The sequence below is a fragment of the Halorubrum sp. SD683 genome (assembly GCF_002135045.1).
In the GTDB taxonomy this organism is placed as follows: domain Archaea; phylum Halobacteriota; class Halobacteria; order Halobacteriales; family Haloferacaceae; genus Halorubrum; species Halorubrum ezzemoulense.
In genome coordinates, this window is the sequence record NZ_NEWJ01000007.1 from 1 (window position 1) to 25,712 (window position 25,712).

At 68.8% G+C, this 25,712-nt stretch carries 26 protein-coding genes; 17 read left to right on the forward strand and 9 right to left on the reverse strand.

What is annotated here, in order from left to right:
• The 3 genes from B9G49_RS03670 to B9G49_RS03685 all read left to right on the forward strand — a co-directional run.
• On the forward strand, positions 1–441 hold a 441-nt coding region (locus B9G49_RS03670; protein ID WP_143414680.1), incomplete at its 5' end, for an SAM-dependent methyltransferase.
• On the forward strand, positions 438–704 hold the full coding sequence (locus B9G49_RS03675; protein ID WP_086215456.1) for a hypothetical protein: 267 nt from the start codon (positions 438–440) through the stop codon (positions 702–704). The genes B9G49_RS03670 and B9G49_RS03675, both read left to right, overlap by 4 nt.
• A 293-nt stretch (positions 705–997) precedes the next feature.
• A complete protein-coding gene (locus tag B9G49_RS03685) occupies positions 998–1,942 on the forward strand; it encodes an ABC transporter substrate-binding protein (RefSeq protein ID WP_086215457.1) in 945 nt (314 codons plus the stop codon).
• A 6-nt stretch (positions 1,943–1,948) separates the two neighbouring features.
• Here the strand turns inward: B9G49_RS03685 and B9G49_RS03690 are convergent, their stop codons facing one another.
• Positions 1,949–2,407, reverse strand: coding sequence for a hypothetical protein (locus tag B9G49_RS03690; protein ID WP_086215458.1), 459 nt, complete (start codon positions 2,405–2,407; stop codon positions 1,949–1,951).
• A 56-nt stretch (positions 2,408–2,463) separates the two neighbouring features.
• Here B9G49_RS03690 and B9G49_RS03695 point away from each other — a divergent pair, with 56 nt between their 5' ends.
• Both B9G49_RS03695 and B9G49_RS03700 read left to right on the forward strand, forming a co-directional pair.
• On the forward strand, positions 2,464–3,531 hold the full coding sequence (locus B9G49_RS03695; protein WP_086215459.1) for an ABC transporter ATP-binding protein: 1,068 nt from the start codon (positions 2,464–2,466) through the stop codon (positions 3,529–3,531).
• Positions 3,528–4,391, forward strand: coding sequence for an ABC transporter permease (locus B9G49_RS03700; RefSeq protein WP_049931883.1), 864 nt, complete (start codon positions 3,528–3,530; stop codon positions 4,389–4,391). The genes B9G49_RS03695 and B9G49_RS03700 overlap by 4 nt, the downstream gene beginning before the upstream one ends.
• Here B9G49_RS03700 and B9G49_RS16475 read toward each other — a convergent pair.
• From B9G49_RS16475 to B9G49_RS03710, 3 genes are all read right to left on the reverse strand, one after another.
• The gene (locus tag B9G49_RS16475) at positions 4,385–4,561 is read right to left on the reverse strand and encodes a hypothetical protein (protein ID WP_155120039.1); all 177 of its coding nucleotides are present in this window, start codon (positions 4,559–4,561) and stop codon (positions 4,385–4,387) included. The genes B9G49_RS03700 and B9G49_RS16475 overlap by 7 nt on opposite strands.
• A 75-nt stretch (positions 4,562–4,636) precedes the next feature.
• Positions 4,637–5,275: a bifunctional 4-hydroxy-2-oxoglutarate aldolase/2-dehydro-3-deoxy-phosphogluconate aldolase gene (locus B9G49_RS03705; protein WP_086215460.1), complete on the reverse strand. Its 639-nt coding sequence runs from the start codon at positions 5,273–5,275 to the stop codon at positions 4,637–4,639.
• Positions 5,276–5,335: 60 nt separating this feature from the next.
• Complete coding sequence (locus B9G49_RS03710; protein WP_049931886.1) at positions 5,336–6,082, reverse strand: IclR family transcriptional regulator; 747 nt, start codon at positions 6,080–6,082, stop codon at positions 5,336–5,338.
• A 324-nt stretch (positions 6,083–6,406) separates the two neighbouring features.
• On the opposite strand from B9G49_RS03710, the gene B9G49_RS03715 reads away from it, so the two are divergent.
• The 6 genes from B9G49_RS03715 to B9G49_RS03740 are packed head-to-tail and all read left to right on the forward strand — an operon-like array spanning position 6,407 to position 12,841.
• Positions 6,407–7,741 (forward strand): extracellular solute-binding protein, encoded by a 1,335-nt coding sequence (locus B9G49_RS03715; RefSeq protein WP_086215461.1) that lies wholly within the window; start codon positions 6,407–6,409, stop codon positions 7,739–7,741.
• A gap of 18 nt (positions 7,742–7,759) precedes the next feature.
• Positions 7,760–8,830 carry a carbohydrate ABC transporter permease gene (locus tag B9G49_RS03720; RefSeq protein WP_049931889.1) on the forward strand — a complete coding sequence of 357 codons (1,071 nt, stop codon included), beginning with the start codon at positions 7,760–7,762 and terminating at the stop codon, positions 8,828–8,830.
• Positions 8,830–9,666 carry a carbohydrate ABC transporter permease gene (locus tag B9G49_RS03725; protein WP_049931890.1) on the forward strand — a complete coding sequence of 279 codons (837 nt, stop codon included), beginning with the start codon at positions 8,830–8,832 and terminating at the stop codon, positions 9,664–9,666. Before B9G49_RS03720 ends, B9G49_RS03725 begins: the two co-directional genes overlap by 1 nt.
• Before the next feature lie 3 nt (positions 9,667–9,669).
• The gene (locus B9G49_RS03730) at positions 9,670–10,791 is read left to right on the forward strand and encodes an ABC transporter ATP-binding protein (protein WP_086215462.1); all 1,122 of its coding nucleotides are present in this window, start codon (positions 9,670–9,672) and stop codon (positions 10,789–10,791) included.
• A gap of 6 nt (positions 10,792–10,797) precedes the next feature.
• Complete coding sequence (dgoD, locus tag B9G49_RS03735) at positions 10,798–11,946, forward strand: galactonate dehydratase (protein ID WP_049931892.1); 1,149 nt, start codon at positions 10,798–10,800, stop codon at positions 11,944–11,946.
• A gap of 40 nt (positions 11,947–11,986) precedes the next feature.
• Positions 11,987–12,841, forward strand: a complete 855-nt coding sequence (locus B9G49_RS03740) for an SDR family NAD(P)-dependent oxidoreductase (protein ID WP_086215463.1) — start codon at positions 11,987–11,989, stop codon at positions 12,839–12,841.
• Between the two features lie 1,159 nt (positions 12,842–14,000).
• Here the strand turns inward: B9G49_RS03740 and bga are convergent.
• A complete protein-coding gene (bga, locus tag B9G49_RS03745) occupies positions 14,001–16,112 on the reverse strand; it encodes a beta-galactosidase Bga (RefSeq protein ID WP_086215464.1) in 2,112 nt (703 codons plus the stop codon).
• A gap of 121 nt (positions 16,113–16,233) precedes the next feature.
• Between bga and B9G49_RS03750 the strand changes: the two genes are divergently transcribed.
• Together B9G49_RS03750 and kdgK1 are read left to right on the forward strand one after the other, a co-directional pair.
• Entirely contained in the window at positions 16,234–18,255 is a 2,022-nt protein-coding gene (locus B9G49_RS03750; protein WP_086215465.1) for a glycoside hydrolase family 36 protein, read from the forward strand.
• 89 nt (positions 18,256–18,344) lie between these two features.
• Positions 18,345–19,301 (forward strand): bifunctional 2-dehydro-3-deoxygluconokinase/2-dehydro-3-deoxygalactonokinase, encoded by a 957-nt coding sequence (kdgK1, locus tag B9G49_RS03755; RefSeq protein WP_086215508.1) that lies wholly within the window; start codon positions 18,345–18,347, stop codon positions 19,299–19,301.
• A gap of 75 nt (positions 19,302–19,376) precedes the next feature.
• Here the strand turns inward: kdgK1 and B9G49_RS03760 are convergent, their stop codons facing one another.
• Positions 19,377–19,826, reverse strand: coding sequence for an acyl-CoA thioesterase (locus B9G49_RS03760; RefSeq protein WP_049931896.1), 450 nt, complete (start codon positions 19,824–19,826; stop codon positions 19,377–19,379).
• Positions 19,827–20,006: 180 nt separating this feature from the next.
• On the opposite strand from B9G49_RS03760, the gene B9G49_RS03765 reads away from it, so the two are divergent.
• From B9G49_RS03765 to B9G49_RS03775, 3 genes are all read left to right on the forward strand, one after another.
• Positions 20,007–21,590 (forward strand): methyl-accepting chemotaxis protein, encoded by a 1,584-nt coding sequence (locus tag B9G49_RS03765; RefSeq protein WP_086215466.1) that lies wholly within the window; start codon positions 20,007–20,009, stop codon positions 21,588–21,590.
• Positions 21,583–22,320 carry a bacteriorhodopsin gene (locus B9G49_RS03770; RefSeq protein WP_086215467.1) on the forward strand — a complete coding sequence of 246 codons (738 nt, stop codon included), beginning with the start codon at positions 21,583–21,585 and terminating at the stop codon, positions 22,318–22,320. The genes B9G49_RS03765 and B9G49_RS03770 overlap by 8 nt, the downstream gene beginning before the upstream one ends.
• Before the next feature lie 95 nt (positions 22,321–22,415).
• Entirely contained in the window at positions 22,416–22,988 is a 573-nt protein-coding gene (locus B9G49_RS03775; protein ID WP_233125153.1) for a winged helix-turn-helix domain-containing protein, read from the forward strand.
• Here the strand turns inward: B9G49_RS03775 and B9G49_RS03780 are convergent.
• A complete protein-coding gene (locus B9G49_RS03780) occupies positions 22,912–23,319 on the reverse strand; it encodes a winged helix-turn-helix domain-containing protein (RefSeq protein ID WP_086215468.1) in 408 nt (135 codons plus the stop codon). The genes B9G49_RS03775 and B9G49_RS03780 overlap by 77 nt on opposite strands.
• A 97-nt stretch (positions 23,320–23,416) precedes the next feature.
• Between B9G49_RS03780 and B9G49_RS03785 the strand changes: the two genes are divergently transcribed.
• Complete coding sequence (locus B9G49_RS03785; RefSeq protein WP_086215469.1) at positions 23,417–24,037, forward strand: hypothetical protein; 621 nt, start codon at positions 23,417–23,419, stop codon at positions 24,035–24,037.
• Positions 24,038–24,119: 82 nt separating this feature from the next.
• On the opposite strand, the gene B9G49_RS03790 is transcribed toward B9G49_RS03785, so the two are convergent.
• Entirely contained in the window at positions 24,120–24,947 is an 828-nt protein-coding gene (locus B9G49_RS03790) for an undecaprenyl-diphosphate phosphatase (RefSeq protein WP_086215470.1), read from the reverse strand.
• Positions 24,948–24,992: 45 nt separating this feature from the next.
• The gene (locus tag B9G49_RS03795; protein WP_086215471.1) at positions 24,993–25,670 is read right to left on the reverse strand and encodes a hypothetical protein; all 678 of its coding nucleotides are present in this window, start codon (positions 25,668–25,670) and stop codon (positions 24,993–24,995) included.
• Positions 25,671–25,712 lie beyond the last annotated feature (42 nt).

The following is a 25,712-nucleotide window of genomic DNA, read 5'->3' on the forward strand; positions in this document are numbered from 1 at the left end:
GAGAGCGTGGGGGGTGACACGGGTCGCGGGGTGGCGGAGACGGCCCGAGAGGCCGTGCCCGGGGCCCGGCTCGGCCACGGCGAGATGTGGGGGCTCCCGGTCGCGGCCGACCGATGCGACGCGGGCACGGCGTACCACGCGGGGTTTAACGTCGAGCGGGAGCGCCACCCCGAGGTGTACGCGGAGTTCGCCCGCGTCCGCCGTCCCGGCGGGCGACTCCTCACGACGCTGCCGGGCGGCCGCTTCGAGACGGTCCGGCGCGGCTGGATGGGCGGCGAGATGTTCTTCTCCGCACCTGGCCGCGAGCGCACGCTCGACCAGCTCCGCGCCGCGGGGTTCACCGAGGTCGAGACGCCGACCGCGACCGACCCGCTCGGCAGCAGCACCGAGTTCGCGCTCGCGACGCTCGGCGAGACACCCGACAGGGAAGCAAACTCGTGACCGACGCCGACGAGGTCCCTCACGACGTGCGAGCGAGCCTCGAACAGCTGCTCGTCGCGGCGTCGACCGCGGCGACCGAGGGCGACGAGCCGACTGCGCGGGCCGCCCTCGACACGGCCGAGACGGTAGCGACGAACAAGCTCCCGGCCGGCGAGCGCCGCGACCGCGTCCGGTGGGGCTGCGGGGCCGCGCTCGACGCCCTGCCGAACGGCGATCTCGCGGCCGCGTACGCGACGGCGACCGCTGAGGCCGTCACGGAGTAGGCGTCGCGTCGGCCACGAAACCACCGACCATTTTCACCAGCTCCGTTCCACGGCCGGGCACGGACCGGCGCGACGCGCGGTTCGTCCTCCTGAGTACCCTGCTCGCCGTCACGCTGCTAAACACGCTCGACGCCCCGACGGCGCGGTGGTTCCAGGCGGCGTCAGCCGCCCTGGCGGTCGCGACGCTGCTGTACGCCGGCCACGTCGTCTCGCGGCCCCTCCTCGCGTGGCTCCCCGCCCAGTAGCGCGGGCCGGCCCCCTCGCTTTTGCCCGTCGAGCGCGTTCTTTCGGGCATGCGCGTCGCCTCACTGCTGCCTTCCGCCACGGAGACGCTGTTCGCGCTCGGCGTCGAGCCGGTCGGCGTCTCTCACAGCTGCGACCACCCGCCCGCCGCCCGCGAGTTACCGACGCTGACGAGCACGGTCGTCGACCACGCGGACCGCTCGGCCGCCGACATCGACGAACAGATGCGCGCGGTCGACGGCGCGGTCTACGACCTCGACGAGGAGCGGCTCGCGGCCCTCGACCTCGACCTGCTGGTCACGCAGGCGACCTGCGACGTCTGCGCGGTCGACGCGAGCGAGGTCCGCGCGGCCGCCGAACGGCTCGACCCCGCGCCAGACGTGCTCGCGTGCGACCCGCACTCCTTCGCCGACGCGCTCGACGACGTGGTGCGGATCGGCGAGGCGGTCGACGCGACCGACGCCGCGAGCGCGCTCCGGGGCGACCTCCGCGATCGCGTCGACGCGGTCCGCGAGCGCGCCGAGCGCGCGGTCGCCGACGAGGGCCGCCCCCGAGTCGCCGTCCTCGACTGGACCGACCCGCCGATCCGCGCGGGCCACTGGGTTCGCGACATGGTCGAACTCGCGGGCGGCGACCCCGCGTTCCAGCCGGACGGCCCCTCGGAACCGGTGGCGTGGGAGGCGGTCGCCGACGCCGACCCCGAGGCGCTCGTCGTCGCGCCCTGCGGGTTCGACCGCGAGCGCGCCGTCGACGCGGTCGGCGACCTCGCGGCGCGGCCCGGCTTCGACGACCTCGCAGCGGTCCGCCGCGACCGCGCTTACGCTGTCGACGGCAACGGGCTGTTCAACCGCCCGAGCCACCGGCTCGTCGATTCCTTAGAAGCGCTGTTCGCGTGTCTCCATCCCGGGTACGCCGCGACGCCCCCGGGCGACCACGACCGCGTCGCGCGCGTCGACTCCACGGTGACGCCGTCCGTCCGCGCCGACGGCGGGTGATATGGCCTACGCCTTGGACGACTCGCGCAGCGCGGACAGCGTGGCCGCCTCGCGGAGGTCGCCGACGGTACAGTACCACGCGCCGCGCATGCCGTTCAGGTCGTTCTCGACGGGCCGATCGAGCGGGACGAGCTCGTCGAGCTCGAAGACGACCACGACGCGCTCCTCGGAGAACGGGTCGATGAGCGCCGCCCAGTCGTCCTCGTCCATCGGCCCCGGCTCGCCGCGCGTCTGCTCGGTGCGGGCGTCGACGCGGGCGTAATGGGTGATCGCCGACACCGGCGCGGTGCGGTAGAAGGCCAGATACGCGAAGTCGGCGCGGGTGCGGTCGTACGAGCGCGGCGCGGGGTAGAAGCCGGCGCGACAGCGCTCGAAGGTGTCCGGCTGGGTCGCGACGACGCAGACGCGGGCGTCGCCGGGCGCGTCGTCGTCGGGGGCGTCCGCCGCGAACTGGTCGAGGTCCATGTCCGCGTTGGGGCGCGAGCGCAGATATATGCCCGCTCGGCTCGTACCCCGGATCAATGGCACGGAGCGCGGCGAGCGCGAGCGATGGTCCCCGCAAGCGCGACGAGACCCGGAGCGCGGACGACGACGCGTCGACGGACGGGCTGACCGGCCCGCCCGCCCTCTCGGTCGAGCGGCTCACGAAGCGGTTCGGCGACGGCGACGACGCGGTGACGGCGGTCGACGACGTGAGTCTCGCGGTCGAGCGCGGCTCCGTCGTCGGGCTGCTCGGACCGAACGGCGCGGGCAAGACGACGCTGATCAAGTGCGCGCTGGGCATCGTCGTCCCCGACGCGGGGTCGGTCCGGGTGTTCGGCAACGACGTGGGCGACGGCCGCCGCGCAGCTTACGCCGACGTGGACGCGATGTTGGAGGGCGCGCGCAACGACTACTGGCGGCTCACGGTCCGGGAGAACCTCCGGTACTTCGCGACGATCAGCGGAGTCGACCCCGACTCCGTGGCGGCGCGTCACGACCGCCTGCTCGACCGGCTCGACCTGGCCGACAAGGCGGACACGCCCGTTCGGGACCTCTCGCGCGGCATGAAACAGAAGGTGTCGCTGGCGAGCGTGCTGGCGGGCGGCGCGGAGCTGGTCTTCCTCGACGAGCCGACGCTCGGGCTCGACGTAGAGAGCGCGCGGACGCTCCGGGCCGAGTTACGCCGGCTGGCGGTCGAGGAGGGGCTCACCATCGTCGTCAGCAGCCACGACATGACGACGATCGAGGCGGTGTGCGACCGCGTCGTCATGCTGTCGAACGGGCGGATCGTCGCGGACGACAGCGTGGAGGCGCTGCTCGGCGCGGCCGCGAGCGACGCGGTGCGCGTGGCCAGCCCGGACCTCGACGCCGAGGCGGTCGCGGGCCTCCGCGAGGCGTTCGAGGTCCTCGACGTCGACCGCGAGGCGCGCCCGCCCGCGGTGACGGTTGCGGCCGGCGGCGACCGGCTGTACGACCTGACCGACGCGCTGCGGGCGGCCGGCGTCACCGTCTCGGACATCCGCACGGTCCAGCCCGATCTTGAAGAGGTGTTCCTCGAACGCACGGGGAGCGACCTCGGCGCCCCGTCCGGGGGTGACCGGCGATGAGCGCGGACACGAGCCCGCCGGAGGATCCGGGCGGCGCGGCCGCGGCCGAACCCGGCGACGGAGTGCGGCCGGACGACGAGCCCCGGCCGGCCACCTACTACCACTTGGCGCGGGCGGTCCTCTATCGGGAGTTCCTGATCTTCGTGCGGTACCCGGCCAATGCGATCGGCGGGATCGTGGTGTCGCTGTTCTTCTTCGCCGCGCTGTTCCTCGGCGGGCAGCTGCTCGCCGGACAGGCGCTGGCGGACTCGATCGAGGGGATCGTCGTCGGCTACTTCCTGTGGACGCTGTCGGTGGGCGCGTACTCCTCGGTGTCGAACGACATCGGCAGCGAAGTGCAGTGGGGGACCCTCGAACGCCACATCACCACGCCGTTCGGCTTCGCGCCCGTCGCCCTGCTGAAGGGGGTCGCGAAGGTGGTGCGCACTTTCCTCACGAGCGCGGTGATCCTCGCCGTGATGCTCCTCGCGACCGGGACGCGGCTCAGCCTCGCGCCGGTGACGGTGGTCGCCGTCGCCGGGCTGTCGATCGTCTCGGTCCTCGGGCTCGGCTTCGCCGCGGGCGGCGTGACGGTGCTGTACAAGCGGATCGGCAACTGGCTCAACCTCCTCCAGTTCGGGTTCGTCGGGCTGATCTCGGCGCCCGTCTTCGATCTCCCGTGGACGCGCGTCCTCCCCTTGGCGCACGGCAGCGCGATGCTCCAGCGCGCGATGGTCGACGGGACCCGACTGTGGGAGTTCCCGCCCGCCGACCTGGCGCTGCTCGTCGCGGTCGCCGGGGGCTACCTCGCCGGAGGATACCTCGTCTTCCAGCTGGCGACGCGCCGAGCGCGGCGGCTCGGCGTGCTCGGCGACTACTGAGCGTCGTCGTCGGCCGCCGTCATCACGGCGTACGTCAGCGCCACGGGGATCGCCGCGCCGAGCGCGCCGGTCGGGACCAGCGAGGTCGGCGCCCCGACCAACAGCAACAGTCCGACCGCGACGCCCGCCGCCGCGACGCCGGCGAGGAACACCCGTCCGGACTTACGCATACCCGAACGACGTTCGCGGCGGCATATGTGCGTGTCGGGTCGGGACCTCCCCTCGTCGAGTCGGAGCCACCCGGTTCACTCCCGCGCGGCCGACACGGCCTCGACCACCGCCCGCGCGTTCGCGGCGATCCGGTCGTACGCCCCCGCCTCGATCGCGTCGTGATCGACGATGGCGCCGCCGACCCCGACCGCCGCCGCGCCAGCCTCGACGTACGCGCCGGCGTCGTCCGCCGTCACGCCGCCGGTCGGGACGAGCGGGACCTGCGAGAGGGGCCCGCCGAGCGCCGCGACGTGGGCGGGACCGCCGGTCTTCGCCGGGAACAACTTCACGAAGTCCGCGCCGGCCTCGAACGCCTCGATCGCCTCTGTCGGCGTGTACGCGCCGGCCGCGATCGGCGTCCCGTACCGGTTCGCGGTCCGGATCACCTCCCGGTTCACCGTCGGCGTCACGACGAACTCGGCGCCGGCGAGCTGCGCCGCGCGGGCGGTCTCCGCGTCGAGGACGGTGCCGACCCCGACCGCGGCGTCGTCGACGCGCTCGGCGACCGCCTCGATCGCGGCCGTCACGTCCGGCGTGTCCGCCGTCACCTCTAGGGCCGTCACGCCGCCGTCGGTGACGGCGTCGGCGACCGCCGGGGCCTCTTCGACGCCGACGCCGCGGAGGATGGCGATCACGCCGGCGTCCGTGATCCGGTCGAGTCGGTCGGTTCGCATGGCGAGTATCTTTCGGGGAGGGGTATTAAATTAAACCGTGTTGAGCGCGGTCGCGCCGCGTCACAACAGTTCGAGTTCAATAGTCTTCGCGGCGCTGGAGACGAGTCCGGCTGTGTCTTCCTCCAACCGCTTCCCCTGCATCTCGTCTGACGGGCCGGAAACGCTGACCGCGCCCACAGGGTCGCCGTCGACGACGACGGGGGAGGCGGCGCACTGCCAGTCCGGGTCGAGTTCGCCGCGGTCGAACGCGATGTTCCGGTCCCTGATAGACCGAAGTTCGGAGCGGAGCGTCGCCCGGTCGGTCACTGTCCGGTCGGTTTTCGGGTCGAGGCCGTGACGGCCGACGTACTCGTCGACCGCGTCCGCCGACCGGAACGCGAGGATCGCCTTGCCGGCCGCGGCGGCATGGAGTTTGACGCTCCCACCGATCGAGATCGGGTGGTCTCGGGCGCCGATTCGATGTAGATAGACGGCGTCCGCGTTCTCCGGAACCACGAGGTTCGCGACCGCGTTTGTGTTCCGCGCCAGTTTTCGTATCTCGCTTTGCGCCGCCTGATAGACGGGATTGCGTTCTCTCGTCCCGAACCCGATCCGCAGGAATCGATGGGTGAGCTCGTAGGTCCCGTTGGTGTTCTTCACGTAACCGAGCGTACGGAGCGTCGAGAGGTGGTTGTGAACCGCGCTTTTCGAGACGTCCATCGCGTCGGCTAACTCGGTGACTCCGGCGCCGTCACGGTCGTATAGTTCCTCGACGATCTGCATGGACGTCTCCGTCGCCTGAACAGTGATGGTGTCCGTATCTCCCATCGTTTCTGAGAGTGGTATGAGAGACAGCGGTATAACACTTGTTTAGTATAGGAGAACACAGTCACGGATAAGAGTATTATATTATGGTTGTAGTCTATAAATTAATTACATTATGCTCACACTATTGGGTTCGGACGGAACAAATTCGAAAAAACGCATATATACCGCCTCTGTTCATCTCGTGAAAACACAAATGAAGCGGTTCTGAGCCGTTTTTAGGACAAATGCCCAGTAATTTTATATAGCTGTAACGCAAGAGACTGATAGTCAGGTTCGATCATGACTAACAAACCAAACTACGCCCAATACGGGCGACGTAGACTCATGAAAGGCGCGGGACTCGCGGGGCTCGCGGGACTCGCAGGGTGTATCGGAACCGGCGACCCAGAAAGTGGGGGAGACGGCGGCGACGGGAGCGACGGCAGTGACGGGAGCGACGGCAGCGACGAGAGCGACGGCGGCAACGGCATGGCGTCGGAGATCAACGTGTGGGGGTGGGATGTTGCCGCGCGAGCGCTGATGATAACCTCCGAGGAGTACGAGTCCGAGAACGACGCGACGGTTGCCGTCGAGGAGTTCGGTCGGTCCGCGATGAAGGACCGACTCCAGACGAACCTGCTCTCGGGCTCCGGCGCGCCGGCGGTCTCCATGTTGGAGTCCGTCGACGGCCCGTCGTTCATCGACACGGGCTCCGTCGCGCCGCTCACCGACGAGATCGAGGAAGCGGGCGTTCAGGACGACTTCGTCTCCGGGAAGTGGGAGGCCCTCACCGTTGACGGCGACATCTACGCGCTCCCGTGGGACACCGGTCCCACGGCGGTGTACTACCGCCGGTCGGTGTACGACGAACACGATATCGACCCGGACAGCATCGAGACGTGGGAGGAGTTCATCGAGGAGGGCCAGAAGCTCCCGGATGACCAGTACATGCTCAACCTCCCTGAGGGGGACCTCTCCGGCGTCTGGCGGTATCAGTTCCGCCAGCTGTCCGGCGAGCCCTTCCTCGAGAGCGGCGAGGTGAACATCCACAACGAGAAGTCGCTCCGTGTGGCCCGCAATATAAAGGAGATCTATGACGCCGATATCGCGGCCAACATTGAAGGATGGACGTCCGCCTGGTTCAGCGCCTACGGCGACGCGACGATCGCCTCGCTCCCCTCGGCGGCGTGGATGGAAGGGACTCTGCGGGCCGAGCTTCCCGACACCGCGGGCGACTGGGGAGTGTTCAAGATCCCCGCGCTGGAGTCGGGCGGGCCGCGCGCGTCGAACTGGGGCGGCTCCAACCTTATGATCGCCGACCAGGTGTCCGACGAGGCCCATGCGCGTGGGTGGGACTACATGGAGTTCTCGCTGGCGACCAAGGAGATGCAGCTGGCGATGTATGACGAGTACGGTCTCTTCCCGGCGCTGGAGACCACCTACGACGACCCGGTTTTCGACGAGGAACTGGACTTCTACGACGGTCAGCCCGCACGAGCGCTCTTCGCTGAGGTCGCACAGGACGCGCCCGGATACCGGTTTACCGCGGACACGCCAGAGGTGTCACAGGCCATCGAGACCGAGTTGCAGCGGATGATCAACGGCGAGCAGTCGCCCGAAGAAGCCGTCCAGGCGGCCGCGGAGACTGTCGCCGAGAACACCGATCGGGACCTCGCGTAACTCGGAGGGACCGATCGAATGGCCACTTCTGACGAGACAAACGACCGCGTCGAGCAGACGTACCGCCGACGCGCCCGGGCGAGGATACAGAGCGTCGGGAGACGGCTCAGACGAGCGGCGCGACCGGGATGGGACAGAGTGCGGTTCGCCAGGCAGGATCTGACGGCGGCGATGCCGGCGCTGCCGCGCGTCGCGTACCTGTTCATCGCACCGTTCTTCGTACTGTTCGGGCTGTTTCTCGCCTTCCCGGTGTTTTACACGCTGTATCTGTCGTTCTTCGAGTATCAGGGCGTCGGCGAAGGATCGCTGTTCTGGATCGACCTCGGCCCGCTGTACGTCGAGATTCCACAGATCGCGCAGCTGAATTTCGTCGGGCTCGGGAACTACGCCCGCCTGCTCGGCAACGATCTGTTCTGGCAGTCGATGTTCAACACCTCGTACATCCTCGCGGTTCAGGTCCCGCTTATGATTGGGCTTGCACTTGCGCTCGCACTCGCGCTGAACGCCTCGTTCATGCGTCTCAAGGGAGTGTTCCGCACCGCGATCGCGCTGCCGGTCTCGGCGAACCTCGTCGCGTACTCGACGGTGTTCCTGCTGCTTTTCAACGAGCAGCTGGGATTCCTGAACTACGTCCTCTCCGGTGTCGGGCTCGGTCCGATACCGTGGTTGACCAGTGAGTTTTGGGCTCGGAACACGATCATCGCCGCGGTGACGTGGCGGTGGACGGGGTACAATATGATTATCCTCCTCGCTGGTCTCCAGACGATCCCACAGCAGCTGTACGAGGCGGCTGAGATCGACGGAGCGAACCGGTGGGAGAAGTTCCGCTACGTCACGCTCCCGCAGCTAAAACCGGTGCTGCTATTCGTCGTCGTGTTGTCGACGATTGGGACGTTCAAGCTGTTCGCCGAGCCGTACGTCATCACTGGCGGCGGCCCGACGAACGCGACAATCACGATCGTCCAGTACATCTACCGGCAGGCGTTCGTCAACTTCAACCTCGGCTATGCGAGTGCGCTTACGGTCGTGTTCGTGGTGGTCGTTAGCATCTTCTCAATCATCCAGATCAAGCTCGGGGGTGAGGACTGATGCGCGATCAACGCCGGAAGGACGCGGTCTGGCGGTTCCTCACCTACGCCTTCGTCATCACGATGGTTGTGGTGATGATGGTACCGCTGTACTGGATGCTGGTGGCGGCGACGCTCCCACAGGAGCAGTTCCTCCAGTTCCCGCCGCGGTTGATTCCCGGCACCGCATTCCTCGACAACTTCGCGGCACTACAGGAGCGGCTCGACTTCGTCCGTACGATCCGGAACAGCGTCTTCATCGCCGTCGTCTACACGCTGCTCTCGCTCGTGTTGTGTTCGATGGGTGGTTTCGCGTTCGCCAAGTACGAGTTCAAGTACAAGGAACCGATCTTCTATACGATCTTGGCGACGCTCGTGTTGCCGATCCAGCTGCTCGTCATCCCGCTGTTCCTGCTGATGGCACAGCTGGACTGGACAAACACCTTCCGGGCGATCATCCTCCCGTGGGCGGCCAACCCCATCGGAATCTTCCTCATGCGGCAGAACATGAAATCGATCCCGGACGCGCTGCTCGAATCCGCCCGGATGGACGGCGCGACGGAGTTCCAGATATTCTATCGGATCGCCTTACCGACAATGCGGTCGTCGCTGGCCGCGCTGGCGATCATCCTGTTCCTGTTCCAGTGGGACCTGTTCTTGTACCCGCTCGTGATCCTCGAGTCGGCAGACATGTACACCATCCCCATTGGACTGGCGCAGCTGACCGGGTTCCAGCGGATTTACTACGACCAGATCATGGTGGCGGCGACGCTTGCCATCGTTCCGATGGTCGTGTTGTTCTTAGTGCTACAGAAACAGTTCGTCAGTGGCATCCTCGCGGGGTCGCTCAAAGAGTAACCAATGTCAGGAATCAACATCACGGAATTAGACAAGGTGTACGACTCCGGAACCGAGAACGTGGTCGCCGTGGAGAGCCTCTCCGTCGATATCGACCACGGCGAGTTCCTCGTATTGGTCGGGCCGTCCGGCTGCGGGAAGTCGACGACGCTCCGCTGTCTCGCCGGTCTTGAGGACGCGACGGCGGGGACGATACGGTTCGACGGCGAGGATGTCACGGAGTACCGGGCCAGCGAACGGGACGTGGCCATGGTGTTCCAGAACTACGCGCTGTACCCGCACATGACCGTCCGGGGTAACATCGGCTTCGGGCTGAAGCTCTCGACGAAGCTGACCGGCGACGAGATCGAAGCGAAAGTTGAGGACGTCGCCGAAATGCTCGGGATACGCGAGTTGCTCGACGAGAAACCGAAGGCACTCTCCGGGGGGCAACAGCAGCGCGTGGCCCTTGGACGGGCGATCGTTCGAGAGCCGTCTGTGTTCCTGATGGACGAGCCGCTCAGCAACCTCGACGCCAAGCTCCGCTCAGAGATGCGGACCGAGCTACAGGAGCTACAGGCCGACCTTGACGTGACGACGGTGTACGTCACCCACGACCAGACGGAGGCGATGGCGATGGGCGATCGGATTGCCGTGATGGATGGCGGTGTACTCCAGCAGGTCGGGTCGCCGGAGGAGGTGTACCGCTCGCCTGTGAACCGGTTTGTCGCCGACTTCATCGGATCGCCGAGCATCAACCTCCTTACGGCCGACGTGGAAGACGGTACCCTTGCGGGTCCCGGGGGGTTCGCGTACGAGCTCGACGACTCGGAGCCGGTCGACGGACACGAACGGGTCAGTGTCGGTGTCAGGCCGGAGGACATCGAGGTCGTCGAATCGGGTCGGAACGCGGCCGACGTGACGGTCGTGGAGCCGATGGGGAACGAGAACTTCCTCTACATGGAGATTGGCGGCCACGAGCTCACCGCCCGCGTCAGCCCAACGGTCCGGCCGGCGGAGGGGTCACAGGTCGCGTTCGACTTCGACGAGGCGGCGCTGTACCTGTTCGACGTCGAGACCGGCGACGCGCTGAAAACCAAAACGGACTCCGTCGACAGCGCTGTCGTCGGAACGACACAGAACTAAGCGATCATGTACATCACCGACTACGAGCTGTTCGAAGTACCGCCTCGCTGGCTATTCTTGAAGCTCACAACGAGCGACGGTACCGTCGGCTGGGGGGAGCCGATCGTGGAAGGGCGCTCGCACACGGTCGTCGCGGCCGTTGAGGAGCTGCTCGACAACTACCTGCTCGGCGAGGACCCGACGCGGATCGAGGACCACTGGCAGGCGATGTATCGCGGGGGGTTCTACCGCGGGGGCCCCGTGCTGATGAGCGCCATCGCCGGCGTCGACCAGGCGCTGTGGGACCTCAAGGGGAAGCAGTTCGGCGCGCCAGTCCACGAGCTGCTCGGCGGCCGCGCGCGCAACCGTATCCGCGTCTACCAGTGGATCGGCGGGGACCGGCCGGCAGACGTCGGCGAGGCCGCCAGCGAGAAGGTCGACGCGGGGTTCTCGGCGCTGAAGATGAACGCGACCGCGGAGCTGCGGCCGATCGACACCCCGGCCACCGTGAACGACGCGGTCGACCGGATCGCGGCCGTCCGGGAGTCCGTCGGCGACGATGTCGACATTGGGGTCGACTTCCACGGGCGCGTGTCGAAGCCGATGGTTCGGCGGCTCGCGGCCGCGTTGGAGCCCTACGACCCGATGTTCATCGAGGAGCCGGTGTTGCCCGAGCACAACGACTCGCTCTCGGGGATCCGGCAGTCAACGACGATCCCGATCGCGACCGGCGAGCGGATGTACTCGCGGTGGGACTTCAAGGAGGTGCTCGAGGCGGACGCCGTGGACCTGATCCAACCCGACGTCTCGCACGCGGGGGGGATCACCGAGATGAAGAAGATCGCGTCCATGGCCGAGGCGTACGACGTGTCGATTGCGCCGCACTGCCCCCTCGGGCCCATCGCGCTCGCGTCCTGCATTCAGGTCGACGCCTGCACGCCGAATGCGCTGATCCAGGAGCAGTCGCTCGACATCCACTACAACGAGACGAGCGACGTGCTGGACTACCTCGCCGACCCGGCGGTGTTCGAGTACCGCGACGGCTTCGTCGACATCCCCGGCGGCGACGGGCTCGGGATCGAGATCGACGAGGAGCACGTCCGGGAACAGCACGGCAACGTCGACTGGCACAACCCCGTCTGGCGGCACGACGACGGCTCCGTGGCGGAGTGGTGATCCGGATGCTGACACAAACGCGGCGACGCGGGAGAGAGCGATGACCCGCCGACACGAATCACCGACCGACCACGCGGTGCCCCGACGCTTCGCCGGGAAGACCGCTATCGTCACGGGGTCGACGCGCGGAATCGGTGCCGGAATCGCGGAGCGGCTGGCCGCCGAGGGCGCGAACGTCGTCGTCAGCGGCCGCACCGTCGAGGCCGGTGAGGCCGTCGTCGACCGGATCGCGGACCTGTCCCCAGATGAGTCGGCCGACCGCGCGCCCGCCGGCGACGTGATGTTCGTCCGCGCCGACATGCGCGACCCGGACGACGTGGCGGCGCTCGCCGAGGCGGCCGTCGAAGAGTACGGCTCGCTCGACGTGCTCGTAAACAACGCCGGCGTCCAGACCGAGACCGCGGCTGACGAGGCGACGCTCGACGACTGGGCGTTCGTCGTCGAGACGGACTTCCGGGCGTACTGGCTCGCGGCGCGGGAGGCGCTCGACCACATGGACCGGGGGGCGATCGTGAACGTCTCGTCAAACCACGCGTACGCGACGATGCCCGCGCACTTCCCATACAACGCGGTGAAGGCGGGGATCAACGGCATGACGCGGTCGCTCGCCGTCGACTTCGGCCCCCGGGTCCGGGTGAACACGGTCGTTCCGGGCTGGGTCGAGATCGAGCGGACGCGCGACGAGCTCCCCGAGGGGCGGTTCGAGGAGGTCGAGTCGATCCACCCGACCGGCCGGATCGGCACGCCGGCCGACGTCGCCGGGGCCGTTTCCTTCCTCGCGAGCGAGGACGCCGCCTTCGTCACGGGCGCCGCCCTCCTCGTCGACGGCGGCCGCAGCGCGGTGATGCAGGACGACACCCTCCCGGACTACCGGGCGCGAGAGCGCTCGGAGTAGCCGGTCGAGGAAGATTCCGAATTGGTGGCTGTTGAACTGCTCCGACGATCACACACTGTGAATCGCCGTAATCAATACGGGGACGGCAACGGGTGAGGGCGGGAGTGCGTATCGCAGGTCGCGAGTGCGGTCGTTTATAAGCGATCAAGTGGTGTTGCTGGTAGCTGTTTATAGGCGCTCGACGACGCGGCGAACACCTCCAAAGCCCCAGTCGCGAGGACTCGATGCGCTCGCTGCGGTCCTCAGTCGGTCGTTGCCACTCCCTCCCTGCGGTGCTTGCGTCGCCTGTGGCGGTTTCGCGGCTGCCCCTTCGATTCCCGCCCCGGAACAGCACCGCAGCCTCAAACCTCCCCATCCTCGTCGCTGGCGGCCGTCGCTTCGCTCCGCCCGCCACCGACTCCCTCGCGCGGCGCCGCTCGCGGGCCTCCGGCCCGCTCCCGGGCGCGCGCCGACCGCTTCGTCCATTTATAAACGATCGACGCCGTGGCGCACGCCTATTTAAATATCTTATATAGATCAAGGAGAATACCTGCGGCTTCAGCCGCAGGATGAATCCGACAACTCGGAGTCAATCTACGCTACAATAGCCACACTGAGATTTGGCAATCCGCATTTTAAAGTGACAGGCAATCCAACGTATAGGTAGGAATCAGACTGGGAACAGAGCGACCCCCGTTAGTCCTACGATGGCGGCCTGTCCGCCCCAAGCAATGAGACAGTAATCGGAACCAGTTGGGTGAACGGTCGGTTCTTACAATGAACCGATGTAGTGCCCGACTGCTGTACGCACCACAGAAAGTAACTCCAAGTCCAGCGAAGTCTGCCGGACTCCCCGAGGCAAAAACAACTCCGGGAGTCCGAACACGATAGAGGATAGGAGTACCGGGGGCTTGGCACTCCCAGCAGTCCCGCCCGTCACAGTCCGTGAACCCCACACGGATTCTCACCGTGTGGGGGTTCGGTGGAACTGTAAACCTGAAATCTCCAACGCTCAGGATTCCTCCGCGTTTACGCGGAGGAGGATGTCAATCGCACCACCGATCTGCAACACTCACTCCCGCTATCGATCAGGTAGCACTCTTCAACGACCGGCTGTTTCAGGCGAAAAGGTTTAAGAATGGGATTCAGCGGAGCCGTATGTTTCGACTGACGTGTCCGACTACGGCTGAGCGACCCGCAGACCGTCCACGCGGTCGCCCTCGATGACGACGACTCCGTACGACCCCACAACGGCGGTGTCAGCGCGCGAGTCCTCGCCGCCGTCACCCGCCGCGTCGACGGCGTCCCGGTCGGCGTCGTCGACCGCGAGCGAGTCGGGGTCGATCCCGGGCAGTCGGAGCCGGTCGCCCGTGAAGTTGGTCACCCACGTGTGGCCGCCGCGGTAGCCGACGCGGACGCCGTCCGGAAGCCGATCGGCGTAACGAATACCCGCGCGGTCGAGCAGGGCCGACGCGAGCGCGTCCGCCAGGTCCGGGTCGGGCCAGACCCCGCAGTAGGTGACGCGTCCGTCGCCGACCGCGTTGGCGACGACCGCCGGTCGACCGTCCGCCGGCCCGTCGACCTCGTACGTGTACCGGACCTCAGCGGCGTCCGGGTCGAGCCACTCGGCCCAAGTCCGGAACGAGGCGGACGGCGCCGCGCCGTCGTCGGCATCGCTCCCGTCGTCCGTGGGACCGTCCGCCCGCCGGACCGCCGTTTCGAGGCGCCGCGGCAGCGACTCGTGCTGGTCGACGGCCGCGCCGACGAGGTCGGTCAGCGGGCCGGGCTGCGACGTCGGTCGGAGCTTGTTCTCCGCGTCCTTCACGCCGGTTCGGGGTCCGAAGAGGACCTCCCCGCCACCGGCGACGTAGTCGGTCAGCCGGTCGGCGAGGTCCTCGGTGACGAGGTGGAGCGCGGGCGCGACGACGGCGGCGTATCCGGAGAGGTCGGCGCTCGGCGGGACCACGTCCACCTGGACGCCGCGACCGCGGACGGCGCCGTAGAACGCCTCTTGGAGCGCCCAGTAGTCGAACTCCGGGGCGTGGGGCTGCGCGTCGAGTGCCCACAGGGAGTCGTAGTCGAAGACGACCGCCACCGGCGCGTCCACGTGGTCGGCGCTGTCGAGCGCCGCGAACTCTTCGCTAGCGCGCGCGGCGTCAGCGTACCCGCGGTCGGGCGAGCCGTCCGCCTTCCGGAGGCCGGCGTGGTACTGCTCTTGCCCCTCGAGACAGCGCCGCCACCTGAAGTAGAGCACCGCGTCGGCCCCGTGAGCGGCGGCGTGGTGGGCCCACAGCCGCATCGCGCCCTCGCCCGGCTGGGGGCAGTGCGGCGGCCAGTTGACGTCGCCCGGCTGCTGTTCCATCACCCAGAACGGCCTGTCGAGCGCGCTCCGGTAGAGGTCGTGGTCCATCCCCACCTGGTCGGGGTCGCCGGCCCGCAGCTGGTCCGGCGACGCCTCCCCGTCGTAGCGGTCCTGAACGAATCCCGTCGGGTAGGAGTCCCAGGCGACGCGGTCGAGGTCCGCGCTCACGTCGTAGGCGTTCAGCGTTGGGAACCGTCCCATGAAGTTGTGAGTAACGAACCAGTTTGGGTCGGCCTCGCGTATCAGGTCGGCCTGGAGGCGGTTGTACTCGACGACCGAGTCGCTGGCGAAGCGCGCGTACGCCAGCAGCCGTGAGGGGTGGTGCTCCGCGGGGGTCGGCCCCGGCGGGTCGACCTCCTCGAACGAGCCGTACTGCTGGCTCCAGAACGCGTTCCCCCACGCCTCGTTGAGCCGGTCGATGTCGCCGTAGCGGTCCGCGAGCCACGTCCGGAACGCCTCGGCGCAGTTGTCGCAGTAACAGCGGACGGTCCGATGACAGCCGAACTCGTTGTCCGTCTGCCAGCCGGCGACGTGCGGCGAGTCGGCGTACCGTTCGGTGACCCGCTCGACGATCCGTGCCGTCTCCTCGCGGTAGGCGGTGGAGTTGAAACAGTAGTGGCGGCGGCTGCCGTGTTGACGGACGGTGCCGTCGGGCTCTTCCTGCCGGATCGACGGCCGCTCGTCGACTAGCCACTTCGGCGGCGTCGCCGTCGGCGTACATAACACCGCCTCCATCCCGTGGTCGCCAACGAGCTCGATCGCCTCGTCGAGCCACCCGAAGTCGAACTCCCCGCGCTCGGGCTCAAGAACTCCCCACGAGAACTCCGCCATCCGCACGTATTCGAGGCCGGCGTCGGCCATCGCGGCGATGTCGCGTTCCCACTCTTCGCTCGGCCAGTGTTCCGGGAAGTAACAGACTCCGGTTCGCATGGCTCACCGTGTCGACCGTGTCACCTAAGCGTTCGGATAGGCGGAGTCGACGGCGGTCGGCCTCCGCCCGACGGGGCGCTCGCGTGGCAGGGTATTTGTGGGGGCACGGAGAGGGTGTGATATGAACGAGGGCAGGGCGCACACCACCGCAGTCACGTACGACCCGACCGACCGCGAGGTCACGGTCGCGGACGACGCCGGCGACCTCCTTGTCGGGAGCCTCCACGCGGCGGCGACCGACGGGGAAGACGGGCGGGTGCGGGTCGCAGCGGTGTCGCTGTCGACGGAGGGCGGCGGCGTGACCGCGACCGTGACCGTCGAGAACGCCGGCAAGGAACCGGTCCGAGTCGGCGACGTGACGTGCGCGTTCGACACCGCGTTCGGCGCTGACGCGCGTGTGTACCGGCACGGGTACCAGTCGTGGACGCCGACGGGGACGCTCTCCGTCGGAGAGCGGTTCCCGATCGAGGACCCCGACAACGCCCCGATGATGAACGACCTCGCGGCGTCGACAGACGACCGGGTCAGCAGCTACCTGACCGGGCTCGTCGAGGGGGATCGCGGCGTCACGGCGGGGTTCCTCGAACACGACCGGTTCTGCACGCGGTTCGAGGTGGCCGACGACGCCGACGGGGTCGCGACGCTGCGCGCGGTGTGTCCGCTGGAGGGGACGCGCTTGGCGCCCGGCGAGCGGACCGAGCTACCGCCGTTGTGGGTTGACGCCGACCGCGACCTGCGGGAGGGACTGGCCGCGCTGGCCGACCGCGTCGGCGAGCGGATGGACGCCCGCGTACCCGAGCGCGCGCCGACCGGGTGGTGTTCGTGGTACCACTACTTCACCGATGTCACCGAGGCGGACGTGCGGGAGAACCTCGCGGAACTCAGAGGGTGGGAGATCCCGGTCGACGTGGTCCAAGTCGACGACGGCTACATGGAGGCGTTCGGTGACTGGCGGTCGATCGCCGACGGGTTCGAGGATATGAGCGCCGTTGCGGGTGACATCGCGACCGCGGGGTACCGCCCGGGATTGTGGCTCGCGCCGTTCTACGTGGAGGCCGGCGCTGACCTGTATGCCGACCACCCGGACTGGTTCGTCACGGAGCCGACGGACGGCGCTGGCGACGGTCCGGGAACGCCGGTCGACGGCGGCTTCCGTGCCGGGTCCGAGCTGTACGGGCTCGACACGACGCACCCAGAGGTCCTCGACTGGCTCCGCGAGACCGTCTCGACGGTTGTCGACGAGTGGGGATTCACCTACCTGAAGCTCGACTTCCTCTTCGCGGCGGCACTCCCCGGCGAGCGGCACGACCCCGAGGCCACCCGGATCGAGGCGTATCGGCGGGGCGTGGAAGCGATCGCCGAGGCGGCCGGCGACGACGCGTTCCTCCTCGGCTGCGGCGCGCCGATGGCCCCGAGCGTCGGGCTCTTCGACGCCATGCGGGTCGGCCCGGACACTGACCCGACATGGGAGACGCCGGGGGAGTCGGGGAGTCAGCCGGGGCTGAAAAACGCCGTCCGCAACACACTCACCCGAAACTTTCTCCACCGGCGGTGGTGGCTCAACGACCCCGACTGCCAGCTCGTCCGAGACACGAGCGACCTCACCGCGGCCGAGCGTGAGTCGTTCGCGGCGCTCGTCGCCGCGACCGGCGGCGTGAACGTGTTCTCTGACCGGCTCGCGGAGATCGGTGCGGCCGGCCGCCGGCTTCTCGAACGGACGATCCCGCCCGCGACCGGCGGCGAGGTCGGGCGACTCGACGAGGAGCGGTTCCCGTCGCGAGTCGTCTGCGACCGGCCGGGCGACGGGGCCACGACCGTCGCCCTGTTTAATTGGGCGGACGAGCCGTCGACCGTCAGGTTCGACGCGCGCGAGCACGGGTGGAGGGGGGGACCAGAATCGGACCGGGTCGTCTGGGACGGGCTCTCCGGCTCGGTTGTCGCCGGTCCGGTCGTCGAGCGCGAGCTGCCGCCGCACGGCGCGGCCGTGTTCGCCGTCGTCTCGGCCGAGGACGGCGACCTGCTCGGCGACGCCGCGACGCTCACGGGGGGGTCGGACCGCGCGTCGGGGGCGACCGTTCGAGACGGGGCCCTCACGGCGACGGTCGGCGGGGAGCGCGTGACGTTCGCGCTCGACCGCGAGTGACGACCGCCGCCGATCACCCGTTCTTATAATTGGTCGAGCGTAGCACCGGGTATGAACACGTTCGAGACCTGTTGTGTGGGGTGGCGCCGATGACTGACCTCGTGACCTTCGGCGAGACGATGCTCCGGCTGTCGCCGCCGCGCGGCGACCGGCTCGAGACGACGCGCGAGCTGGCTGTCCAGGCCGGCGGCGCGGAGAGCAACGTCGCGGTCGGCGCGGCGCGGCTCGGCGTCGACGCCGCGTGGCTGTCGAAGCTCCCGGACTCGCCGCTCGGCCGGCGGGTGACGAGCGAGCTCCGAAGTCACGGGGTCAGCCCGGAAGTCGCGTGGGCGGACCCGGACGAGAGTCGGGTCGGGACGTACTACCTCGAACACGGCGGCGCCCCGCGCGGGACGAACGTGATCTACGACCGCGCCGACGCCGCGATCACGACCGTCGAGCCCGACGAGCTCCCCGCGGCGCCGCTCGACGGCGCGGAGTGGTTCCACACGACGGGGATCACGCCGGCGCTGTCGCCGGCCGCCGCGGAGACGACGACCGCGCTCCTGCGCCGCGCGGGCGAGGCGGGCGCCACCCGCTCGTTCGACCTGAACTACCGGTCGAAGCTGTGGGGGCCCGACGAGGCGCGCGACGCGTACGAGACGCTGTTCGAGCACGTCGACACCCTGTTCGTCCCGCACCGGGATGCGCGGGCGGTGCTGGACCGCGACGGCGACGCCGTCGAGGTCGCCCACGGCCTCGCGACCGACCACGCCCTCGACACCGTGGTGGTCACCCGCGGCGACGAGGGGGCGACGGCGCTCACGGGCGGCGACGTGTACGAGCAGACGGTGTTCGAGGCGGAGACGTTCGACGCGATCGGCACCGGCGACGCGTTCGTCGCCGGGTTCGTCGCCGAGCGACTGCGGGGCGGCGACGTCTCCGCGGCCCTGGAGTGGGGGTCGGCGACGGCGGCCGTGAAGCGGACGACCGACGGCGACCTCGCGGTCACGACCCGCGCGGAGGTCGCGTCCGTCATCGACGGCGCCGACCGGATCAGCCGCTGACGCGTCGAGCGTCGCGCGCGCGGCGGTCGGCCCGCACGTTCGGTGGTCCTCGTCTGGATCGGTCGTCTCGGCCGCTCAGCGGTCCTCGTCGGGCTCCGCGGCGAGCGCCTCGTCGCGGAGTTCGCGGCAGCGCTCGCCCGCGACCTCCAGGTCCGGGACGGGCGTCGGCTCCCCGTCGGCGTCGACGGCGACGAACACGAAGTACGACTCCGTGGTGAGCTCGCGCTCCCCGGTCCGCGGCGACTCGCGGTACGCGCGGATCCGCGTCCGGAGGCTCGTCCGCCCGACCGCGTACACGTACGACTCGATGACGCAGGTGTCCCCCTGCGGCACCGGCCGCTTGAAGTCGAGCTCGTTGATCTTGGCCGTGACGCAGGTCTCGCCCGCGGCGCGCATCGCCGACATCGCGCCGATCTCGTCCATCCACTTGACGACGTTCCCCCCGTGGGCCGACGCGTAGTTGTTCGTGTGGGTGGGCTGGACGCGCTGGCGGTTCTCGATGTAGGTCTCGCTGACGCTGGGCATGGATACGGGTGGCACGGCCGAGGGAAAAGCCCGCGCCCCGGCGCGTCGCCGGCTCGCAGTCGCTCGGTTTCCGATCGCCGACCGCTCTGCCCGCGGCTCGCACGCTCGCCGCTCTGATTATCGATTCGGGTAATCACGCCTGTACTCCTAAGTAAGGTGGTTATTACTCTCCGATCATACATGCTGAACGTAATCACCGGGCGGTACGGTCGACGCGTCGGGGCGGCGGTGCTCTCGACCCTCGTCGTTACGCTCGGGTTCGTCGGCCTCTTCGCGGGCCACGTCGCGACGGTCGGGACGCCGGAGGCCGCGACCGCGTCGCTCATGGGGATCGGCGTCGTCCTCACCCTGAACCTGGGCCTGCTGGGGATCGTCATGGTCGGCAACGTCGCCGTCGAGCTCCGGCGGCTGACGCAGACGGCCGAGGCCGTCGGCCGCGGCGAGTTCGACGCGAGCGCCAGCTCCGATCGCGGCGACGAGATCGGGCGACTCTTCGACGCCTTCGACGAGACCCGGCGGTCGCTGCGGGACGCGGTCGCCGAGTCCGAACGCGCGAAGTCGGAGGCGGAGACGGCCCGTGAGGAGGCCGAGGAGCTCTCCGACACGCTGCTCGAACACGCCGACGAGATCGGCGGCGCGATGGAGCGGGCGGCCGACGGCGACCTCTCCCGACAGCTCTCCGAGGAGAGCGAGGTCGACGCGATCGAGCGCATCACGGCCGCGTACAACGAGATGACCGGCGGGCTCTCGACGACGATCGAGGACATCCAGACGTTCGCGGGCGACGTGGAGGCGACGAGCGAGGAGATGGCCGCCGAGGCCGACGACGTGGCCGCGATGAACGAGGAGGTGGCCGACGAGATGCGAACGCTCGCCGACGAGTTGGACGAGCAGACCGACCGGCTGCGCGAGACGGCCGCCGACACCGACGACTTCTCGGCGACTGTCGAGGAGATCGCCTCCACCACCGACGAGGTGGCCGGCGACGCGAGCGCCGCGGCCGAGCTCGGCGAGGAGGGCGAGCAGCGCGCGACCGAGGCGGTCGAGGCGATCGTCGAGATCGGCGACCTGCTGGCAGAGCTCGACGACCTCGTCGCCGGGCTCGACGACCGGATGGACGGCGTCGCGGAGACGACCGACGTGATCGCCGACATCGCTGAGCAGACCAACATCCTCGCGCTGAACGCCTCCATCGAGGCGTCGCGAGCGGGTGGTGACGGCGACGGATTCGCGGTCGTCGCCGACGAGGTGAAGGGGCTCGCCGAGGAGACGCGCGAGTCGACGACGGCAATCGAGTCGACGATCGGCGAGGTGACCGACGACGTGTCGGCGGTCGCCGGAGAGATGGACCGGACGATGACGGAACTGGACGACACGACCGCCGCGGTCCGGGCGGCGGGCGAGGCGATCGAGGAACTCACCGGCACCGTCGAGGACGTCGACGTCGCGATGGGGGACATCGCCCGCGCGACCGACGAGGGCGCCGAGGGGATCGAGTCGGTCGCGGCCCGCGTCGAGGAGGTCCACAACTCGGCCACCGACGCGGCCGACCGCGCGCGGACGCTGGCCGAGACCGCCGACGACACCGCCGGGACGGTCCGCGACCTCGCGGAGACGGCGACGGCGCTCGCCGAGCGGACCGCGTCGCTCACCGAGCGGCTCGCGCAGTTCGACACGCGAGCGGACGCGGGGAGCGCCGGCGGAGGGGTCGCGGCCGCCGCGAGCCCGGCCGCCGCCGACGCGGAGGTGAGCGCCGATGATTGAGCCGTCGACGGTGCGGTTCGCCTCGGCGGGGATCTACGCGGTCTCCGCGGTCGTGTTGCTCGCCTTGGCGCGGCGCAAGCCGGCAGAGCTGCGGCGGTACTGCTACCCGTTCGTCGCGGTCGTGGCGCTCGCGGGCGTCGGGATCGGGACGTGGGGCGCCGGGATCGGGGCGTTCTCGGTCGGGAGCGGCACGCTGGAGGCGGGGCAGCTGCTCTCCGACTACGTCGCGTACCCCTTCCTGTTCGGGTTCGCGGCGTTCGTCTCGGGGGCGGGCCGGCGGTACGTCTGGGGGATCGTCGCGCTCACCGTCGCGATACGGCTCGGCTACGACTTCGCCGAAGTGTTCGCGGGACCGCTCGCGACCGCGGGCACCCTCGCGATCCTCGTCGGCTACCTCGTCCTGCTCGGGCTGTTCTTCGGCCCGGTAGCGAGCGTGGCCGCCCGGCAGCCGCCCGCCCGGGAGCTGTTTTACAAGAAGACGCGGAACCTCGCGCTGTTCGCGTTCGGCGTCCTGATCGCGTGGGCGATGTTACAGATCGCCGGGCTGTTCGATCAGTTCTCCGCGGCGGTGACCTTAGAGTACCTCGACCTCCTGCTTCGGGTCGGGTTCGCCGGCTTCGTGTTCGCGAACGTGGGGACGCTGGCGGCCGAGGCGGAGTCCGAGGGCGGCGCCGATACCGAGACGGGCCAGCCCGCGTCTCACACGGCGGCGGGAGCGAGCGCCGACTGAGGCGACGGATCGAAGCTCATCGAATCTGCTGTTCGCCGCCTCTGTAGCGCAAATAGTTCGACGACACCGGAATTATATAATCGTTTCCGCTACTGATGAGCATCCCCGCCGACGAACCGGGCGAGGAGTTCGCACTCGCCGAAGGGTTCGGCGCGGATCTCGACGCCGACCCCGCCGACGAGCGGGCGTACCGGATCGCGCTCCAGCTGTACGAGCCGGGGGGGGTATCGGCGATCGCGGAGCGCGCTTCGTGTGCCCCGGACACCGCGCGGCGACATCTTAAGCGGCTGGCCGACATCGGCGTCGTCGAACGCGTCTCGGAGTCGCCGCTCACGTACGTCCGCAACGAGTCGTACTTCGAGTGGCGGCTCCGGAACCGACTCGGGGACCTGTCACGCGACGAACTCCACGACAGACTCGCCGAACTCACGGAGCGCGAGTCGGCGTTTCGCGAGCGGTTCGACGCCGAATCACCGACCGACGTGGACGCCCTCGACCACGCGGAGTACGACGACGTCGAGTCGGTCTGGCTCGCGTTGAGCGAGTGGCGCACCGTCAGAGCGCGGAGCGGCCGGTTAGCCGCGGAGGATGTCAATGCTCGGCCGAACTGTCGTACATGGTTCCGAACGCTCGTTCGCCGCGGATCAGTTCGTCGACGCCGCTCGTGAGCGTCACCTCTCCGAAGACTGTCGCCCGGTAGTACGTATACAGACCGTCCTGTCCGCGGTCGGTACGCTGCCGTTTTTCCACGAGCCCGACGTCCACGAGCTCGTTGAGGTGATAATGTACGGTACTGTCGTCGACGCCGGTTGCTTCTTCGAGTTCCGTCGGACTCATGTCCCCGCCGTGGACGAGTCGGTAGAGTATCTCGTATCGGGTGCGGTGTCCGACGGCAGCGTGCATCGCCAGGTACTCGTCGAGCGTGAGAACGCTCTCGTCCGGGAGGAGGTCCTCCGGATCCTCCGGGGAGTCACCCTCGACCGTATGATTCGTCGCCATCTCATCGCAGCCTACGGCTGAGAGACGTTTAGTAGTTCTCAAGCCAGTATTCTTCAAAAACACTGTTTTTTATATACCTGCGGCTGGACGGCGGCGTATGACCGTCGAGATCACACGGGATCTCATCGCCGACCGATTGGGAGACGTGGCGTACGACCGGTTCCTCTTCTACCTCATGGGTCCGTACAAATCGTTCAACCTCAACTACGTGCTGGGCGAGGGAGAACAGCGGGAAATAGACGTCGCGGATCTCCCGGGACCGCTCCGGCGGCTGTTCCGGAACAAAGACGAAATCGACGCTGCACAGGCGCTTTTGCGACGCGTTCAGGGAGCCCTTCGCGTGCGTCCCGGAGTGAACGCGTTTCTCGCGCTCGACGTCGACGTGAGTACGGAGGACGTGGACGCCGCGACACAGAGCATCGAGTACGCTCGCTGTAGCAACGCGACCGCGTTCGTTCTCCCGTTTCTCGGGCACAATTTCGGGGTCGGGGAGGAGGCCGGAAGCATTCTCGAAGCGCTTTCGGAAACGCACGGTGACCGATTCTGCTTCGTTCACGAGGACGACGTGACGAGTGCGATGATACGCTCCGCGAGAGTCCGATGGGACCTGCGCGTGGAGACGTACGGGTCCGAGTCGGAACTCGTGTCGAAACTCCGCGTGTTCGCTGCCGGTATCATGCATCGGGAGCGTCGCGGTGATCTCGACCGCCTAGCGTGATTCGACGCCCCGGGCGCGTCGCCGCGTCGGTGACTTGAGACGTATCGCCAAGCCGATCGAGACGGTGAACGCGCCTGAGAGATCACACGAGCAGCGCGATCCCGCCCCCGCCGACGATCGCGAGCGCGCCGAGGGCGAAACACACCGTCGCGAACGGGACGCGCTCGACGACGCGCATGAGCGCGTCGATCGTCAGGTAGCCGACGACGCCGCTCACGCCGAGCGCGACCGCCGCTGGCACCGGCGCGATCCCCGGCAGGCCGCCCGCGCTCGTGACGGTGAGCGCGGCCGCGCCGACGCTCGCGGGAATCGACAGCAGGAAGGAGAGCCGAAACGCGGTCGGCGGGTCGTAGCTCCGGAACAGCAGCGCGCTCGCGGTCACGCCCGACCGGGAGATCCCGGGGAGGATGGCGAAACCCTGTGCGGCCCCGACGAGGATCGAATCGACGAGCGACGGCGTCTCGCGGCCGCCCATACTGACGCTGTCCGAGGCCCGCTGGAGGAGCCCGGTGATCACGAGGAGGACGCCGATCGCGGCGACGAAGACGCCGCCCGTGAGCTCGCTGACGAGGTCGACGGCGAGGATATAGAGCGGAATCCCCACGACCCCGGTGAACAGCGACGCCACGACGACGTACGTCGCGATCGCGTGGTCCGCGTCGTACGCCCTCGCGGGGCGCCATCCGGGGATCGCCCTGAGGATGGTCTCGATCTCCGCGCGGTAGTACGTCGCGGCCGACAGCGTCGTCCCCAGCTGGAGGAATAAGGCGAGCTGGACGGCGACCGCGGGGTCGGTGCCGACGAGCGTGAGCACGAGCGAGAGGTTCCCCTGACTCGAGACGGGGAGCCATTCGACGACGCCCTGAACGATCCCGGCGAGTATCGCAACGAGCAGCTCCGTAGTGGTCACTACCCGAATCGGGCGCGGGCAGTCACTTAAGCGCCCCCGTTTGGCCTAGCGGTCGGAGCGGGTCCGCCCGTCGACCGACGGCTCCGGCTCGGACGGTTCCGTCCCGTCGGGACCGCCCGCGTCGGGACCGCCCGCGTTCGCGTCCCCGTCCGTCGAGCGGTGCTCCCGTCCGGTCTCAGTCGCGTTCGCGTCGGCGGCCGTTCCCTCCGGCGGCTCCGGGGGTTCGAGCGCGGCGACGAGGAGCTCGACCGGACGCGTCTCGCGCAGCGCCGCCCAGCTTCGGCGCTCGCGGGTGGCGAGCACGCCGGCGGCGACGAGGCCGCCCGCAACGACGAGGCGAGTCGTCCCGAGCGTTCCGGCCGCGACGCTCGCCAGTCCGAGGGCGAGGCCCGCCGCGAGGAGCGCCAGCCCGACGGCGACCGCCGGCGCCGCCAACGTCTGCCGCACGCCGGCCCGGACCGCGGCCGCCAGGCGAGAGTCGTCGAGCGCGGGGAGGAGCCGGTCGAGGACCGCATCGAGGAGGCGAATGAACGGGCCGACCGTCCACGTCTCCCGGAGATCGATCACGATCACATCCGGGTCCGGCTCCGCGGTGAGCCAGCGGTACAGGTACGAGTCGCGCACGGCGTCGGCGGTGCGCCGCGATAGGCGACCGAGACGCGACTCGCGGGCCGCCCGCCGTACGCCTCCGGCCAGCGTACCCGCCTCCGTCTCGTCACTCATCTGAATCGATCTTCGGGTGGGTGCTCATGTGTGTTGCGACTG

Excerpts from the sequence above, each read along its gene's own strand:
- B9G49_RS03795 (WP_086215471.1), bottom strand. The coding sequence starts at position 25,670 with ATGAGTGACGAGACGGAGGCGGGTACGCTGGCCGGAGGCGTACGGCGG.
- B9G49_RS03730 (WP_086215462.1), top strand. The coding sequence starts at position 9,670 with ATGTCAGGAATCAACATCACGGAATTAGACAAGGTGTACGACTCCGGA.
- B9G49_RS03725 (WP_049931890.1), top strand. The coding sequence starts at position 8,830 with ATGCGCGATCAACGCCGGAAGGACGCGGTCTGGCGGTTCCTCACCTAC.
- B9G49_RS03760 (WP_049931896.1), bottom strand. The coding sequence starts at position 19,826 with ATGCCCAGCGTCAGCGAGACCTACATCGAGAACCGCCAGCGCGTCCAG.
- B9G49_RS16475 (WP_155120039.1), bottom strand. The coding sequence starts at position 4,561 with ATGCGTAAGTCCGGACGGGTGTTCCTCGCCGGCGTCGCGGCGGCGGGC.
- B9G49_RS03695 (WP_086215459.1), top strand. The coding sequence starts at position 2,464 with ATGGCACGGAGCGCGGCGAGCGCGAGCGATGGTCCCCGCAAGCGCGAC.
- B9G49_RS03715 (WP_086215461.1), top strand. The coding sequence starts at position 6,407 with ATGAAAGGCGCGGGACTCGCGGGGCTCGCGGGACTCGCAGGGTGTATC.
- dgoD (WP_049931892.1), top strand. The coding sequence starts at position 10,798 with ATGTACATCACCGACTACGAGCTGTTCGAAGTACCGCCTCGCTGGCTA.
- B9G49_RS03690 (WP_086215458.1), bottom strand. The coding sequence starts at position 2,407 with ATGGACCTCGACCAGTTCGCGGCGGACGCCCCCGACGACGACGCGCCC.
- B9G49_RS03720 (WP_049931889.1), top strand. The coding sequence starts at position 7,760 with ATGGCCACTTCTGACGAGACAAACGACCGCGTCGAGCAGACGTACCGC.
- bga (WP_086215464.1), bottom strand. The coding sequence starts at position 16,112 with ATGCGAACCGGAGTCTGTTACTTCCCGGAACACTGGCCGAGCGAAGAG.
- B9G49_RS03780 (WP_086215468.1), bottom strand. The coding sequence starts at position 23,319 with ATGGCGACGAATCATACGGTCGAGGGTGACTCCCCGGAGGATCCGGAG.
- kdgK1 (WP_086215508.1), top strand. The coding sequence starts at position 18,345 with ATGACTGACCTCGTGACCTTCGGCGAGACGATGCTCCGGCTGTCGCCG.
- B9G49_RS03700 (WP_049931883.1), top strand. The coding sequence starts at position 3,528 with ATGAGCGCGGACACGAGCCCGCCGGAGGATCCGGGCGGCGCGGCCGCG.
- B9G49_RS03775 (WP_233125153.1), top strand. The coding sequence starts at position 22,416 with ATGAGCATCCCCGCCGACGAACCGGGCGAGGAGTTCGCACTCGCCGAA.
- B9G49_RS03710 (WP_049931886.1), bottom strand. The coding sequence starts at position 6,082 with ATGGGAGATACGGACACCATCACTGTTCAGGCGACGGAGACGTCCATG.
- B9G49_RS03750 (WP_086215465.1), top strand. The coding sequence starts at position 16,234 with ATGAACGAGGGCAGGGCGCACACCACCGCAGTCACGTACGACCCGACC.
- B9G49_RS03705 (WP_086215460.1), bottom strand. The coding sequence starts at position 5,275 with ATGCGAACCGACCGACTCGACCGGATCACGGACGCCGGCGTGATCGCC.
- B9G49_RS03770 (WP_086215467.1), top strand. The coding sequence starts at position 21,583 with ATGATTGAGCCGTCGACGGTGCGGTTCGCCTCGGCGGGGATCTACGCG.
- B9G49_RS03740 (WP_086215463.1), top strand. The coding sequence starts at position 11,987 with ATGACCCGCCGACACGAATCACCGACCGACCACGCGGTGCCCCGACGC.
- B9G49_RS03685 (WP_086215457.1), top strand. The coding sequence starts at position 998 with ATGCGCGTCGCCTCACTGCTGCCTTCCGCCACGGAGACGCTGTTCGCG.
- B9G49_RS03765 (WP_086215466.1), top strand. The coding sequence starts at position 20,007 with ATGCTGAACGTAATCACCGGGCGGTACGGTCGACGCGTCGGGGCGGCG.
- B9G49_RS03785 (WP_086215469.1), top strand. The coding sequence starts at position 23,417 with ATGACCGTCGAGATCACACGGGATCTCATCGCCGACCGATTGGGAGAC.